Raw genomic sequence first — 14,488 nt, 5'->3', positions numbered from 1 at the left:
GTCTGGAATTGATCTTGTTATAATCAAGGCTCATGATTGTCTTTATGCAAAGGCGGATGGCCTTTGCACTCATTGTCTAGATGTAATTTGAAATGTTCCATGTCTACCAAGTCATTCAACTGCATACAATGTAGCGGGAGGTGTACGTGTGATGAGTACAATTTTAACGCTTAGGCAGCGTTTAGAGGAATGGGAGAAGAGCTGGTCAAGCTATTGTCAACAGCTGGTCGATAAGTCAAAAGAACAAGTCAATTCTATTGATCCCATCTGTTATTTTTCTCATTCATTAAGTTTGTCACAATATAAAAATGAACTAAATGGCTTAATCTCGAGTTTTTATATTCATAACTGTTTAAAGGAGCCGATTGAGCACCTTTCACTATGTCTAAAAATTGATGCAAGCATGCCATATCAATTTTCTGGTAAATATCAAGCAGCCAATGACGACAAAAAGAATGGGCAGGCATGGATTCAAGTAAACCCAGACCAAGCTAAGGAAAACGAACTATGGTTTACATATCAGGCCCCTGACAGTTTAAAAATAAGTGAAAAGATTATTTTTCCCGAATTTTCAATTACGTGGCGTAATGAACCAGACTATAAACTCAGCCTGACAGGTTTTTTATATACGGAGAACGCACCGGATGGTTTAGTTGTAAACAACCCATTTCAATTAAATATGAGCTCTTAAGGAGTGAATGATAGATGATTGAAGAAATTAGGCAACAATTAAAAGAAGATATAGGTCAGTTAATTTTATCAAAGGAAAATTCAAAATGGGCCCTTTATTTGTTATACTTTCTAGTTGATCGAGAACCAGAACTGAAGGATAATCAATCTGAGCCAATCGTACCAGAGCATGTTTTAACTCTGGTAGATGAAATGATTGCAGACAGTTTAGAACGGTTAGAAAGATTAAAGCAAAGTGATTGATATCCTTTAATCGTTTAGTAAAGATGGTGAGTCCTGATAGACAATGAAAAGAGCGTTTAGGTTGATACCTAGACGCTCCTTTTGGTGTGCCGAGCATGGTCATAACTTGGTGGTGAAAGTCTAGACATGTAGAGTATTCCTCTCAAGACCGTTATCTATCAGAGCCATAGAATGGTATAACTGTAGTCATCTGATTGAACAGTTCTACAAAAGAATCATAGTAATGGCTACGGAGTAGGCATCTAGTCTGCCGCTCTTTTATCTTCAAACTTCAATAATCCTTCACCTAACCAGACAGAAATAGCTCAAAGCTTTCCTTCTAATATCCTCGATGCAAGCGAATCACTCACTGTAGCTCTCCTACACAGTTTAATCATAGAATCCTTCGTTGAAAGAAAACAATTCCCCCATAATAAGTGCTATCATTGTTTATTGCATCTCTATTATTTAATTACTTTTTAAATCAGTAAGGATAGGGCAAAATATAAATAGAATACAAACAAAAAACGACAAATTGCAACAAGTTGATAAGCAGGCATGGGAACTTGTTGCAATGAAATGTCATATTCACTAAGCGTTGTCATGACTATAATGAAAGTGTATTCATGATAACGCTATCAAAATCCAAGTTCTTACGTTAGGAAGTGCGTATCATATGTTAACCAAAAGACAGAAGGCACTACTTGAGCTGTTAAATCATCAAGAAGATTTTCAAACAGTAGCCTTTTTTGCAAATAAGTTGGGGGTTTCAAAAAGAACGATCCATTCAGAGCTCGGCGTTATCAAAGAGTACTTACAAAGTTCCGGTGAATATTTAGAGAAAAAAAGGGGGGTAGGTATTGCAATTAGAAAGCAGAACAAAGATTCTGAGCCGAAGCATAATGAGGAGCCATTAAATAGCTATAGTACGGTGGCGAGAAGGATAGAAATAATAAAGATGCTTCTATTCGATGAAGCTGTAGTCAGCTTTAACAGTCTATCCGAACGATTTATGGTCAGTAAAACATCAATCACTAAGGATTTCCAGTTTATAATGAAGATTTTGAACGAGGGATCAAACATCCAATTAAAAAGTGATGTACATGGAACCAAAATTGATGGAAGCGAAGTAGACATTCAAAAAGCACATCTGCAATTCAATCGATACCTGTTAAGTCATTCGAGTATTTACTTTGATGAAGTCATATCGAAAAAAATAAAACTACTAGAGTCTTATTATGGTGAGCAGTTAATAAGTGCGTGTACAAATATCTTATACTCGTATGTTCGAGAAAACGTCAATGCTATCTCTGATCATTATGTTCAAAATGTTCTTAATGTTTTTATAATTCTAGTCTATAGAAATTTAAAGGGTAATCACATTGAGGAGAGCAAGAAAACTGAAGTATCTGATAACAAATTATTCTTTGAAGAAAGTGCCGTGCAGTTAATGCAAAAAGCGGCATTACGCTTGAACTTCACTTATACAAATAAGGACATTGAATATTTATCTCAGCATTTAATTTCGAATCGATTTGAATCCATGCCGGTTGAGAAATTTGATAATGAAATTGTCAACAGACTTTTACTAAGGGTGTCTGAAGCATTAAATATTGATTTCTCAAATGATAAAAAGCTAGAAGCTCAATTAAAAAGCCATATTCCACCGATGATCTATCGGTTGCGCTCAAATTATAAAACAGAAAATCCGTTCACGTCACAAATTAAGACAGAATTTTCGTTAACCTTTAATACAATCTGGGTTGTTCTGAGTGAATATGAAAAAGAATTAAAGCTATCTTTTGATGAAGATGAGATTGCCTTCCTTACAATCTACTTTCAAGCAGCAATTGAACGGGCAAAAATGAACAAAAAGATACTGATTGTTTGTCAAATGGGTATCGCAGCATCAGAGCTACTAGCCAATCGGATTAAAAATGTGATTCCTTCCTTCGATACACTTGAAGTGGGATCAATCCCGGAGCTGGATCATTTGGATCTGGACAGATTTGATTTAATTATTTCAACAATAAAAATTGATATACCAGGAAAGAAAGTCATTATTGTTTCGCCTCTGTTAACAGATGATGATATTCAAAAGATCAGTCAGGCAGGATATAAGCCAGGTAAAATTAAGAATGTTTTAACCTTCTCAAATGGCCAGCATCTTAGACGTTTTATTCAACCAGAATTTATTTATATCAATACCGATTTCGCTACAAAAGAAGAGCTCATAGATAAAGTAGGCAAAGATTTGATTGATAAACAGTACGTCCTACCTGAATTTGTACCGAGTCTTAAGAAAAGAGAAAATCTTGGCGGTACGGACTTACCTTCAGGAGTTGCTGTTCCACACGGGAATCCCATTTATGCTCAAAAGACACTTATTGTCGTCATAAAAAACCGAAAGAAATTTAAGTGGGACAAGTACTATGTAGATATTACTTTTCTAATTTGTATCTCAAAGCAAGACACAAGACAGGCGAGAAATATTTTATCAGATATATATAACATAGTGGATCATTCAGACAGTCTTCAAGGACTACGAGAGTCATTCACAATCAAGAGCTTATTAAGAACATTAGGGAGTGATTATGATGGGGGAAAAGAGTAACCAAAATGTTATTTCGCCTGAAATGATTCTATTGGATAGTGAGTTATCCAATCAAGATGATGTGATTCACTATATTGTTGATAATGCTAAAGCAAACCATTATCTAGCTGATGAGGATGATTTTTATCAGGCGGTAAAAAAACGTGAACAAGAAATACCGACTGCGATAGGTGACTTGATTGCTATTCCACATGGTAAAACAGATACGGTACAAAATCCATTTATTGCATATTTGAGAACAAATAAAGCATTTCGATGGACGGAAGAAAAAGAGGAAATGGTTCAAATGGTTTTTCTAATTGGGGTACCTAAGGAAAGTGAAAGCCAGCTACACTTAAAATTTATTTCACAGTTAAGCAAAAAATTACTAGATGAAGAGTTTAGAGAGAAATTATTAACACAAACAGACCCAGATAAAATTTATCAACAATTAAATTCAATAGAAATTTAAGGAGGAGAAAAGAATGAAAATAGTAGCAGTGACTGCATGTCCAACAGGCGTGGCGCACACTTATATGGCTCAAGAAGCAATTGAGAAAGAATGCCGTAAGAGAGGTTTTGAGGTTAAAGTAGAAACACAAGGAAGTATGGGAGTAGAAGGTGAATTAGAACAATTTGAAGTTGATGAGGCTGATGCTGTCATTTTAGCAGTAGCGATTGGGATAGACGGAGAAGAGAGATTTGAAGCAAAAGAGGCAGAGGGTAAAGTAATTTCTGTTGATCCTGGTGAAGCGATCAAACATCCTGCTGAAGTTATTGATAAGGCAGTAAATCTTTAATTCTTTAGTTATTATTTAAATCGGAAATAAGGAGAGTTGAACAATGAAAAAAGAAACGAATTTTTTTAAAGATTTGCAGAAAGCATTCAATACAGGTGTTTCTTTTATGCTGCCAGCAGTTGTTGTCGGTGGTATTTTCTTAGCGATCGCCTTAGCAACCGGAACAGCTTCAGAAGCAGGTATGGAAGTGACCAATCCATTCATGAAGAATTTAAATGATTTAGGTGTTGCAGGCTTTTCCATGATGATACCGCTATTGGCGGGTTATATCGCACACTCCTTAGCTGGAAAACCAGCGTTAGCGCCAGCGATGATTTTAGGTTTCGTTGCCAATAATCCGATTGGCGAGGGACAAGTACAGACAGGTTTTTTAGGCGCAATGATTATGGGGGTTGCAGTTGGTTACTTTGTTCGTTGGTGTAAAACATGGAAAGTACCAGCCACAATCAAAACCATTATGCCAATTTTAATTGTACCTATAGTGACAACATTTGTTTTAGGGATGATTTACATTTATGTGATTGCTGTTCCAATTGGAGGTGCGATGGATTGGTTAGTTAGTGTGTTGAGTGAAATGCAAGGAAGCAGTGCTATTATTCTAGGTTTAATTATTGGGGCAATGACTGCCGTTGATATGGGTGGCCCGATTAATAAGACCGCTACTGCTTTTACCTTAGCGCTAATGGCTGAAGGAATTTATGCACCAAATGGGGCACACCGTATTGCGGTTGCGATTCCTCCATTGGCCCTTGCTATATCGACATTTATTGATCGAAAGAAATATACAGCAGAGGATCGGGACTTAGGTATTTCAGCATTTTTTATGGGTTTAATTGGGATTACTGAAGGTGCCATTCCATTTGCAGTGAAAGATATCAAGCGTGTACTACCCGCAATTATTATTGGTAGTGCGGTTGGTGGGGCATTAGGGATGGTTAACGGTGTTGAGGCGCTTGTCCCACACGGCGGCTTAATTGTTTTACCGGTTGTAAATGGAAAGCTATGGTTCTTCTTGTCTATGTTAATAGGAACATTAGTCTCAGTAGCCATTATTCACTTTACCAAACCAAATCTAGTAGATGAAAAGAAATAGAGTTATCAATAAAGAGAATAGAGAGAAATAAAAAAATAGGAGATGACGAAGAGATGGAAAAGCTACCAATTAAAACAGTTGTGGAAGGTCTATTAACGTTACAACAAACAGGGGAAAGTGCAACACTATTAGGAATTGGGCCCATGTCCAGAAACTGTGTACAAGCTACATTGGAACTATCAATGGAAGACAATTATCCGGTTATGTTTATCGCAAGTCGTAATCAGGTCGATGCCGATGAATTAGGTGGTGGTTATGTAAATGGGTGGAATCAGTTCACTTTCTCACAAGCAGTAAAAGAAGTTGCTGAAGAAATTGGATATGACAACATGTACTATTTATGTCGGGACCATGGTGGGCCATGGCAACGAGATAAAGAACGTAATGACCATTTGCCAACAGAAGAAGCAATGGAGCTAGGTAAGAAATCTTACGTAGCAGATATTGAGGCTGGCTTTGATCTGTTAATGATTGACCCTACTAAAGATCCATTTGAGGTTGGTAAAGTAATCCCGTTGGAAACGGTGTTAGAAAGAACGGTTGAACTCATTGAATTCTGCGAAACAGAGCGAAAAGCACGCCAGTTACCTGAAATCGGATATGAGGTTGGCACAGAAGAAACAAATGGTGGCTTGACCTCAACGGAGACTTATGAGACTTTCATCGTTCGTTTGAAAGAAGAATTAGAAAAACGCGATTTACCATTGCCAACATTTATAGTTGGACAAACCGGTACGTTAACACGTAAGACTGAGCAAGTCGGTACATTTAACTTTAAAAATGCCTCTGACTTAGCAGAGATGGCTAAGAAATATGGGGTTGGCCTTAAGGAGCACAATGGTGATTATTTGGATGATGTTACGCTGTTAGAGCATATCCCATCACAAATTACCGCAACAAATGTTGCACCACAATATGGTACTGAAGAAACGCGTGCTTATTTGAAACTAGCAACTGTAGAACAAAAATTAAAATCGTATGGCTTGATCGATAACATCTCTAAAACGCGTGAGACCCTCCTTATCCATGCGATCAAGAGTGAACGCTGGAGAAAATGGATGGTAGGTGAGCAAAAGGATTTAACTGTTGATCAAATTTTAGACATGCAGGACGACAAGCTTCAAGCAGAAATATTGGATATAGCGGGACACTATACCTTTAATGATGCTGAAGTTAAAGAAGAAATTGAGAAAATGTATGCCAATCTTAAAGCGCACAATATTGATGGGCAACGTTATGTCGTTGATCACATTAAACGTCCAATTCGTGAATATTCTGAATGCTACAATCTTAAAGGTGTAACAAGTCGTATTATAAAAGCTGTTAAATAGAATTGCGCGAATAGGTGAAGAAATGAAATTTTTCTTAGATACCGCAAACGTTGATGGCGCACTGAGAAACTGTCACTAATCTTGGGTCTTATATCGCTACGATACCAGGTAATCTGTTTCCAAAACGATCGGCGCATCCTTTAATAGATCAACATTTCTAAATGACTGGAAAAGCTTCAGTAAAGAGCGTTAAGCATAATAGCTAATCACTTTGATTAGCTATTATGCTTAAGAAAGAGGGGGCAATATGTTTAAAAAAATTGATCAGGAAGCTATTAACACAATCAGAGGTTTAAGTATTGATGCTATTGAAGCTGCAAATTCGGGGCACCCAGGTCTGCCAATGGGGGCAGCCCCAATGGCATATGTTCTATGGACTAAGTTCTTAAAAATTAATCCTTTAACGTCGAGAGAATGGTCTAACAGAGATCGATTTATCCTTTCGGCAGGCCATGGTTCAGCACTACTCTATAGCCTTCTTCATTTAGCAGGCTATGATGTCTCAATAAATGATCTAGAGAACTTTCGTCAATGGGGTTCTAGAACACCGGGGCACCCGGAAGTCAATCATACCGATGGAGTAGAAGCGACGACTGGTCCGTTGGGACAAGGGATTGCCATGGCTGTAGGAATGGCTATGGCAGAAGCACACCTTTCAGCTACCTACAATAAACCAAATTTCCCTATTGTCGATCACTATACGTATAGCCTATGTGGTGATGGGGATTTGATGGAGGGGGTTGCACAGGAGGCTTGTTCATTAGCGGGACACTTGAAGTTAGGGAAGTTTATTCTTTTATATGATTCTAATGATATATCTTTAGATGGACCTACGAATAAAGCGTATACGGAGAACGTTAAAGCAAAGTTCACTGCTTATGGTTGGCAACATATTTTAGTTGAAGATGGAAATGATCTCAACGCTATTTATCGAGCAATTGAGCAGGCGAAAGCGGAGACAAATCAGCCAACTATTATTGAGGTTAAGACAGTCATTGGTTATGGAGCGACAAATCAGGGCACGTCAAAAGTTCATGGTTCGCCTCTAGGAAAGAAAGAGACAGAAAAGGTAAAAGCATTTTATGGCTTGGATAGCAAACGTAAATTTAGCGTTTCTCTCGACGTTCAAGACCATTTTCGTAAACACATGGCCCTTGGGGGTAAGGCAGAAGCGGAATGGGAAGAACTTTTTTCCCGCTATGAACAAGCATATCCGGAACTTGCTGAACAATATAGACTTGCTCATGAAAGAAGATTACCAACAAAATGGGATGCAATGTTGCCATCTTATGATCTTGGAACAAGCTCTGCCAGTCGCGTAACAAGCAAAGAGACGATCCAAGCATTAGCAAAAACTATTCCGTATTTATGGGGTGGCTCAGCTGATTTATCTGCGTCTAACAATACGATGATTACGGATGCAGAGGATTTTGCAGCAGGGAATTATCATGGTCGGAATATTTGGTTCGGTGTCCGTGAATTTGCAATGGCCGCAGCTATGAATGGTATCCAACTACATGGAGGAACGAAAATTTATGGGGGTACATTCTTTGTTTTCGCCGACTACTTAAGGGCAGCTATTCGACTAAGTGCTTTACAGGAAACGCCAGTCACTTACGTCTTAACGCACGACTCGATAGCGGTTGGCGAGGATGGTCCAACCCACGAGCCGATTGAGCAACTTGCTAGTTTACGCTGTATGCCAAATGTCCATGTTATTCGGCCAGCAGATGGTAATGAGACGGTGGCAGCTTGGAAAATTGCAATGAAATCTAAGCAAACACCGACCGTATTGGTTTTAAGTCGTCAGAATCTGCCGGTGCTTGAAGGTACAAAGGAGAAGGCTGAAAGGGGCGTTGCTCAAGGTGGTTATGTTATATCTCGGCAGCGTGGTGAAAAACCAGAGGGGATTCTAATTGCAACAGGCTCTGAAGTTGCGCTGGCGATTAAAGCGCAACAGAGGTTAAGTGAAAATGGCCATGATGTATCTGTGGTGTCATTGCCATGCTTTGACTTGTTTGATAAACAAGACGACGAGTACAAAGAGGCAGTTCTGCCTTCAGATGTTACAAAACGTATTTCAATTGAGATGGGTTCAAGCTTTGGCTGGGAACGTTATGTTGGCACAACAGGAAAAGTCTTAGCGATTGATCGATTTGGGGCAAGTGGGCCTGGAACGGTGGTCATGGATGCCTATGGTTTCAATGTTGATAAAGTAGTAGAGACGTATCATTTATTTTAGTATAAGAGAGATTGAGATTAGACACATCAGTGAACAGTCTCAATCTTTTTTGTTAATCTTTAGATGAATAAAGGAGTATAACATGAGAACACTAATTTTTGATGTTGATGACACACTATATGATCAGTTGGTACCGTTTAAAAAGGCTTTTGAAATTCATTTTTCATATACGGATATTTTAGTAGACAGATTCTATCTTTCAAGTAGAAAACTAAGTGACAAAGTGTTCCATTTAACAGAGGGCGGATTAATGAGCAAAGAAGATATGCATATATATCGTATCAAGAAAGCCTTTGAGGAGTTCGGAATAGTTATAACAGAAGATGCAGCTATCGCCTTTCAAGCAGATTATCAAAAGTTCCAAGAAGAGATAGAGTTAACGTCGGATGTCAAACAAACGCTAGATTTCTGTTTAGCTCATCATGTTCAACTAGGCATTATTACAAATGGACCAAATGTTCATCAAAGGAAGAAAGTGAATCAATTGGCACTAGAAAGGTGGATACCGGAACAACACATTATTATTTCTTCGGAAGTTGGCTTTGCAAAGCCGGCACTAGAAATTTTTCAGTTGGCTGAGGAAATAATGGGCTTAAATAAGCAGGAAACATACTATGTCGGTGACTCCTACCATAATGATATGGTAGGAGCAAAACGAGCAGGATGGAAGACGATCTGGTGTAATCGTAGAGATCATCCATTACCAGCAAACCCCGTTAAAATTGATTATCATGTAGATTCAAAGCGAACCTTACTTAAAACAGTTCATTCTATTATTACCTGACTTTTTTAATTTGAGGCATATCGGTCGCCAAATTGTAAATCCTGCTTTATGTATTAAGTAGAAACATATGAAGGAAGTTGCACGAAGTATTGCCATAAAACCTGTAATTCTCTCGGGCAACAGTGTCTTTCAGAATGCGGTTAAGGCGATGTATCAATATTTACCATATATAATATTTATACTCGATTATGTAATGTCTCCAGAGTTCACCTTTAGTTGAGATTGTGCTTTAGCCTTTTGGTATCTACCCTCGATTAAAGTGTTCGAAAGTTAAAAGAACCTCTTAATACGGAGTATATGAGACAAAAGATGCGTTTTTTGTAAGTTATCTTTATTTAAAACTAAATTTACAACCTATACATCGAAAAATAGCGTATTTTAACGTTTGAGGTAGTCGCTGATTAAGTTTAACATTAACTCATCCGCTTTTTTGAGCAGGACGATGCATATTCGCTTAAAGAAATGAAATAATATAACCATATTTGGGGGATGATGTTTATGTTAAATTTCAAATGGAAAAAAACCAGTATCATAGCTGGGTTAGCTTTAGCGCTTACCGTGGCAGGTTGTGGAACAAATGATGGTGAAGTGCAGGATGATATGAGCCTAAGTGAACAATTAGACTATACCATTACGGGAACAGAGCCTGGTGCTGGGCAAACCCAGAAAAACTTTGAAGTACTAGAATCATATGAGAACCTAGCTGGCTGGGAGCAGGATTTGTCTTCGGCTGGAGCAATGTTGTCGGAATTATCGACAGCAATTGAAAATGAAGAACCGATTGTATTCAGTGCCTGGTCACCACATTATATGTTTGCAAAATGGGATATACATTATTTGGAGGATCCTAAAGGTATTCATGGTGATGAAGAGCGCATTACGACGATAACTCGGAAAGGTCTCCAGAATGATATGCCAGAAGCCTATACAATTCTCGACCGCATCCATTTAGAGCTCGAAGATGTTGAAAATGCATTATTAGAAGCTCAAGAAAGAGATTATGAAGATGTCGCAGCGAATTGGATAGAGGCTAATCAAGATACGGTCGCAGAATGGACAGAAGGTGTAAATGATGTCGATGGTACATCGATTGAAATAGCCCTTTTACCATGGGATGATGCAATTTTTACCGCTAATGTTGCTGGACAAACATTAGAGCAAAAAGGATTTGATGTGACCCTTACACAGGTAGACCCTGCCATTATGTTTGAGTCGATCGCCACAGGCGGTGCGGATGCTTCATTGGCTGTATGGATGCCGGTAACACATTCGGAACTCTATAAGAACTATGAAGGTGATTTTGACGACCTTGGACCAAACTTAATTGGGGCGAGAACCGGTTTAGCTGTTCCAAGTTATATGGGCATTGATTCGCTGGAAGACTTAGAGCCAAAAGAATAATTGTTATATAAAGTGAAAGGACTTTACCTTATTTTGGGTAGGGTTCTTTTTACTGTGGACTAAAATGCTATGAATTCTGGCTTGTATTGCCCACCGCGAGCTGGAGTAGACACTATGACTATAAAAAGACGAGCCAAATTTACTAGAACATCGTGGAGCTAATAAAATCATCCAAAATGTGTACTTACTGTGCTAGTTATTTGATTAGACAGTCTGATTTAAGGTGGTATGAGAGGACGGGAGTTAATTACTCCCGCCTACTCAATTATATAGACTAGATAGGGGAACTAATTTCATTAACCTTTATAGGCGTTACGGTATACCTCAGCTAATTCAGTAACGAGTGGTAGCTTAGGATTAGCTGTTGTACACTGATCTTCAAAAGCACGATCGGCTAAATAATCTACTTTGGCTTCAAATGCTTTTTTGTCAACACCGTTTTCTGCAATGCTCATTGGAATATTTAATTCTTTTGCTAACTTATAGATGGCGTTAACTAAGCTTTCAACACCTTCTTCGGTTGTTTGAGCTGGTAAGCCTAATGCACGGGCAATTTCAGCATAGCGTTGATCTGCTACAAAGTGTTCATATTTCGGGAAGGATACAAACTTTGTCGGTTTTTTAGCATTATACCGAATAACATGTGGCATTAGAATCGCATTGGCACGTCCATGGGCGATATGAAATTCTGCACCAAGTTTGTGCGCCAAGCTATGGTTAATACCTAAGAATGCATTGGCAAAAGCCATCCCCGCAATGGTTGAAGCATTATGCATTTTTTCTCTAGCCAGAGCATCACTGCCGTCACGATAGGCTTTAGGTAAATACTCGAAAACAAGTTGGATCGCTTTGATAGCTAAACCATCCGTATAATCATTAGCCATGTTAGACACATAGGCTTCAATCGCATGTGTTAAAACATCCATACCAGTGTCAGCTGTTACGACTTTTGGTACAGTCATGACGAATTGTGGATCAATAATCGCAACATCTGGCGTTAATTCATAATCAGCTAAAGGATATTTTACATTTTGTTGTTTATCGGTAATAACTGAGAATGATGTTACTTCTGAACCAGTACCTGAAGTAGTTGGAATGGCAACAAACTGTGCCTTCTCTCCAAGTTTAGGATACTTGTAAACACGTTTCCGAATATCCAAGAACTTTTGTTTTAATCCATTAAAGTCTGTCTCTGGGTGTTCGTGGAATAACCACATACCTTTAGCGGCATCCATAGCAGATCCCCCACCAAGTGCGATGATTACATCTGGATCAAAGGCATTCATCGCTTCCGCTCCGCGCATAACGGTTTCTTTTGAAGGGTCTGGTTCAACATCTGAGAAGATCTCACAATGGACATAATCTGGACGTTTACGTAATTGATATAAAACTTTATCGACATAACCTAATTTAACCATCATTGGATCTGTTACAATAAATGCTTTAGAGATGTTAGGCATTTTCGCTAAATACTGCACTGAATTTTTTTCAAAATAAACTTTTGGTGGAACTTTAAACCATTGCATATTATTATTCCTTCTCGCCATTTTTTTAATATTAATTAAGTGCATGGCACCTACATTTGTTGATACAGAGTTACCGCCATATGATCCACAACCTAAAGTTAATGATGGAATATAGGCATTATAGATGTCACCAATGGCGCCTTGGGATGAAGGGGCATTAACAATAAGCCGTCCTGCTTTCATACGAGCACCAAAGGCATCAATGACTTCTTGGTTATTAGAGTGAATAACAGCTGAGTGCCCTAAACCACCGAATTCAAGCATTTCCTCTGAACGTTTTAAACCATCTTCACTAGAGTTTACCTTATAAGCGGCTAACACTGGGCTGAGCTTTTCACGAGATAGCGGATGGTTAGGTCCAACTCCGGTTAATTCTGCTACAATGATTTTTGTATCTTCTGGAACCTTTACACCTGCCATTTCAGCAATTTTAACTGGTTTCATCCCAACAATCTTAGGGTTAACTGCACAGGTTTCTTCATTAATTACTAGTTTTTCTACTTTAGTTTTCTCAGCTGGAGATAAGAAGTAGCATTTGTTATCAATCATTTCTTGTTTAACCTGCTCGTAAATGTCTTTATCGACAATCATCGCTTGTTCAGAAGCACAAATCATACCATTATCAAATGTTTTAGAAAGGATTAAGTCATTTACAGCTCGTTTAATATCAGCAGATTTTTCAATATAACATGGAACATTACCAGCACCTACACCTAAAGCTGGTTTACCTGAGCTATAGGCTGATTTAACCATTCCAGGTCCGCCTGTCGCTAAAATAGTAGCCACGCCATCATGCTTCATAAGTGTTTGAGTTGCTTCTATTGATGGCTTTTCTATCCATTGAATACAATGCTCAGGTGCCCCCGCTTTAACAGCTGCTTCATAAAGTGTCCGTGCAGCTTCAGAACTACATTTCTGTGCAGATGGATGGAATGCAAAGATAATAGGGTTACCTGTTTTAATTGAAATAATTGATTTGAACATGGTTGTTGAAGTAGGGTTTGTTACTGGAGTTACCCCAGCAACTACACCAATCGGTTCAGCAATTTCCACAATACCTTCATGCTCATTTTCGCTAACTACACCAATTGTTTTTTGATATTTAATATTGTGATAGATATATTCAGTGGCAAAAATATTTTTAATAATTTTGTCTTCATAGACACCGCGGCCAGTTTCTTCAACAGCTAGTTTTGCTAGATACATATGTTTATCTAAGCCAGCTAGCGCCATCTCCTTAATAATATCGTTAACTTGCTCTTGCGTAAGCTTCTTCATTTCGCTCAATGCGCTTTGAGCATTTGCGACTAACTGATCAATATTTTCTGCAACTGTTTGTTCTTGAACATCTAGCTTTTTTTCTACTTTTGTAACCATAGTAAAACCTCCTATTTTATGTGAAGTATTGAGCATACTAACTCAAAAAATAAAAACAATCTTAGCTTACTGATGGGTTACGAGGAAACTTAATAAATGTGACATCGTTTATCAAACGCGTGTTGTTTTTGATTACAACTACATATTGTTTAGTCCAAATCAGATTTGGAATATCTTTTCCTTCCTGAACGCTCATTGCTTCAAATTGATCATTGACTTCTTGTTCAAAGCTAAACTGAGTATAATATTCAGCGTCGGTTCCAAAGTCTTTCCACTCTGTCAATATCATTTTATCCCTCCCTCGTTCTTTCTGATATCATCATATCACCTGTATACGCTTACAAAATATCGAAATTGTGACAGATTTGTGAAACGTTTCACAATTAGGGTTGGTCGTGAAGATGAGAATAATAGATTACTGGTGTAGTT

Annotated in this window: 12 protein-coding genes; 10 read left to right on the top strand and 2 right to left on the bottom strand. The window is 38.2% G+C overall.

Annotated features, from left to right (window positions below; all coding sequences use genetic code 11):
- Positions 1-148 precede the first annotated feature (148 nt).
- The 10 genes from ASE01S_RS02550 (at position 149) to ASE01S_RS02505 (ending at position 11,156) form a co-directional block, all read left to right on the top strand.
- The gene (locus tag ASE01S_RS02550) at positions 149-691 is read left to right on the top strand and encodes a hypothetical protein (protein WP_157065130.1); all 543 of its coding nucleotides are present in this window, start codon (positions 149-151) and stop codon (positions 689-691) included.
- A gap of 14 nt (positions 692-705) precedes the next feature.
- Positions 706-933: a hypothetical protein gene (locus ASE01S_RS02545; protein ID WP_067837788.1), complete on the top strand. Its 228-nt coding sequence runs from the start codon at positions 706-708 to the stop codon at positions 931-933.
- 655 nt (positions 934-1,588) lie between these two features.
- Positions 1,589-3,526, top strand: a complete 1,938-nt coding sequence (locus tag ASE01S_RS02540; RefSeq protein WP_067837782.1) for a BglG family transcription antiterminator — start codon at positions 1,589-1,591, stop codon at positions 3,524-3,526.
- Positions 3,510-3,977, top strand: a complete 468-nt coding sequence (locus ASE01S_RS02535) for a PTS sugar transporter subunit IIA (RefSeq protein ID WP_067837778.1) — start codon at positions 3,510-3,512, stop codon at positions 3,975-3,977. The genes ASE01S_RS02540 and ASE01S_RS02535 overlap by 17 nt, the downstream gene beginning before the upstream one ends.
- A gap of 13 nt (positions 3,978-3,990) precedes the next feature.
- On the top strand, positions 3,991-4,305 hold the full coding sequence (locus tag ASE01S_RS02530; protein WP_067837774.1) for a PTS fructose transporter subunit IIB: 315 nt from the start codon (positions 3,991-3,993) through the stop codon (positions 4,303-4,305).
- A gap of 43 nt (positions 4,306-4,348) precedes the next feature.
- Complete coding sequence (locus ASE01S_RS02525) at positions 4,349-5,398, top strand: PTS fructose transporter subunit IIC (protein ID WP_067837771.1); 1,050 nt, start codon at positions 4,349-4,351, stop codon at positions 5,396-5,398.
- Positions 5,399-5,451: 53 nt separating this feature from the next.
- Positions 5,452-6,729 carry a class II D-tagatose-bisphosphate aldolase non-catalytic subunit gene (locus tag ASE01S_RS02520; protein ID WP_067837768.1) on the top strand — a complete coding sequence of 426 codons (1,278 nt, stop codon included), beginning with the start codon at positions 5,452-5,454 and terminating at the stop codon, positions 6,727-6,729.
- A gap of 247 nt (positions 6,730-6,976) precedes the next feature.
- Positions 6,977-8,971 carry a transketolase gene (tkt, locus tag ASE01S_RS02515; protein WP_067837765.1) on the top strand — a complete coding sequence of 665 codons (1,995 nt, stop codon included), beginning with the start codon at positions 6,977-6,979 and terminating at the stop codon, positions 8,969-8,971.
- Positions 8,972-9,053: 82 nt separating this feature from the next.
- The gene (locus ASE01S_RS02510; RefSeq protein WP_067837763.1) at positions 9,054-9,755 is read left to right on the top strand and encodes an HAD family hydrolase; all 702 of its coding nucleotides are present in this window, start codon (positions 9,054-9,056) and stop codon (positions 9,753-9,755) included.
- A gap of 498 nt (positions 9,756-10,253) precedes the next feature.
- Entirely contained in the window at positions 10,254-11,156 is a 903-nt protein-coding gene (locus ASE01S_RS02505) for a glycine betaine ABC transporter substrate-binding protein (protein ID WP_083511998.1), read from the top strand.
- 296 nt (positions 11,157-11,452) lie between these two features.
- On the opposite strand, the gene adhE is transcribed toward ASE01S_RS02505, so the two are convergent.
- Positions 11,453-14,059 (bottom strand): bifunctional acetaldehyde-CoA/alcohol dehydrogenase, encoded by a 2,607-nt coding sequence (gene adhE / locus ASE01S_RS02500; protein ID WP_067837757.1) that lies wholly within the window; start codon positions 14,057-14,059, stop codon positions 11,453-11,455.
- 61 nt (positions 14,060-14,120) lie between these two features.
- Positions 14,121-14,348 carry a hypothetical protein gene (locus ASE01S_RS02495; RefSeq protein WP_067837754.1) on the bottom strand — a complete coding sequence of 76 codons (228 nt, stop codon included), beginning with the start codon at positions 14,346-14,348 and terminating at the stop codon, positions 14,121-14,123.
- Positions 14,349-14,488: the final 140 nt, after the last annotated feature.

Origin of the sequence: Amphibacillus sediminis NBRC 103570 (genome assembly GCF_001552275.1) — a bacterium.
Taxonomy (GTDB): Bacteria; Bacillota; Bacilli; order Bacillales; family Amphibacillaceae; genus Amphibacillus_B; species Amphibacillus_B sediminis.
Note: the sequence above shows the minus strand (reverse complement) of the source record. Positions and strands in the feature narration are given on the sequence as shown.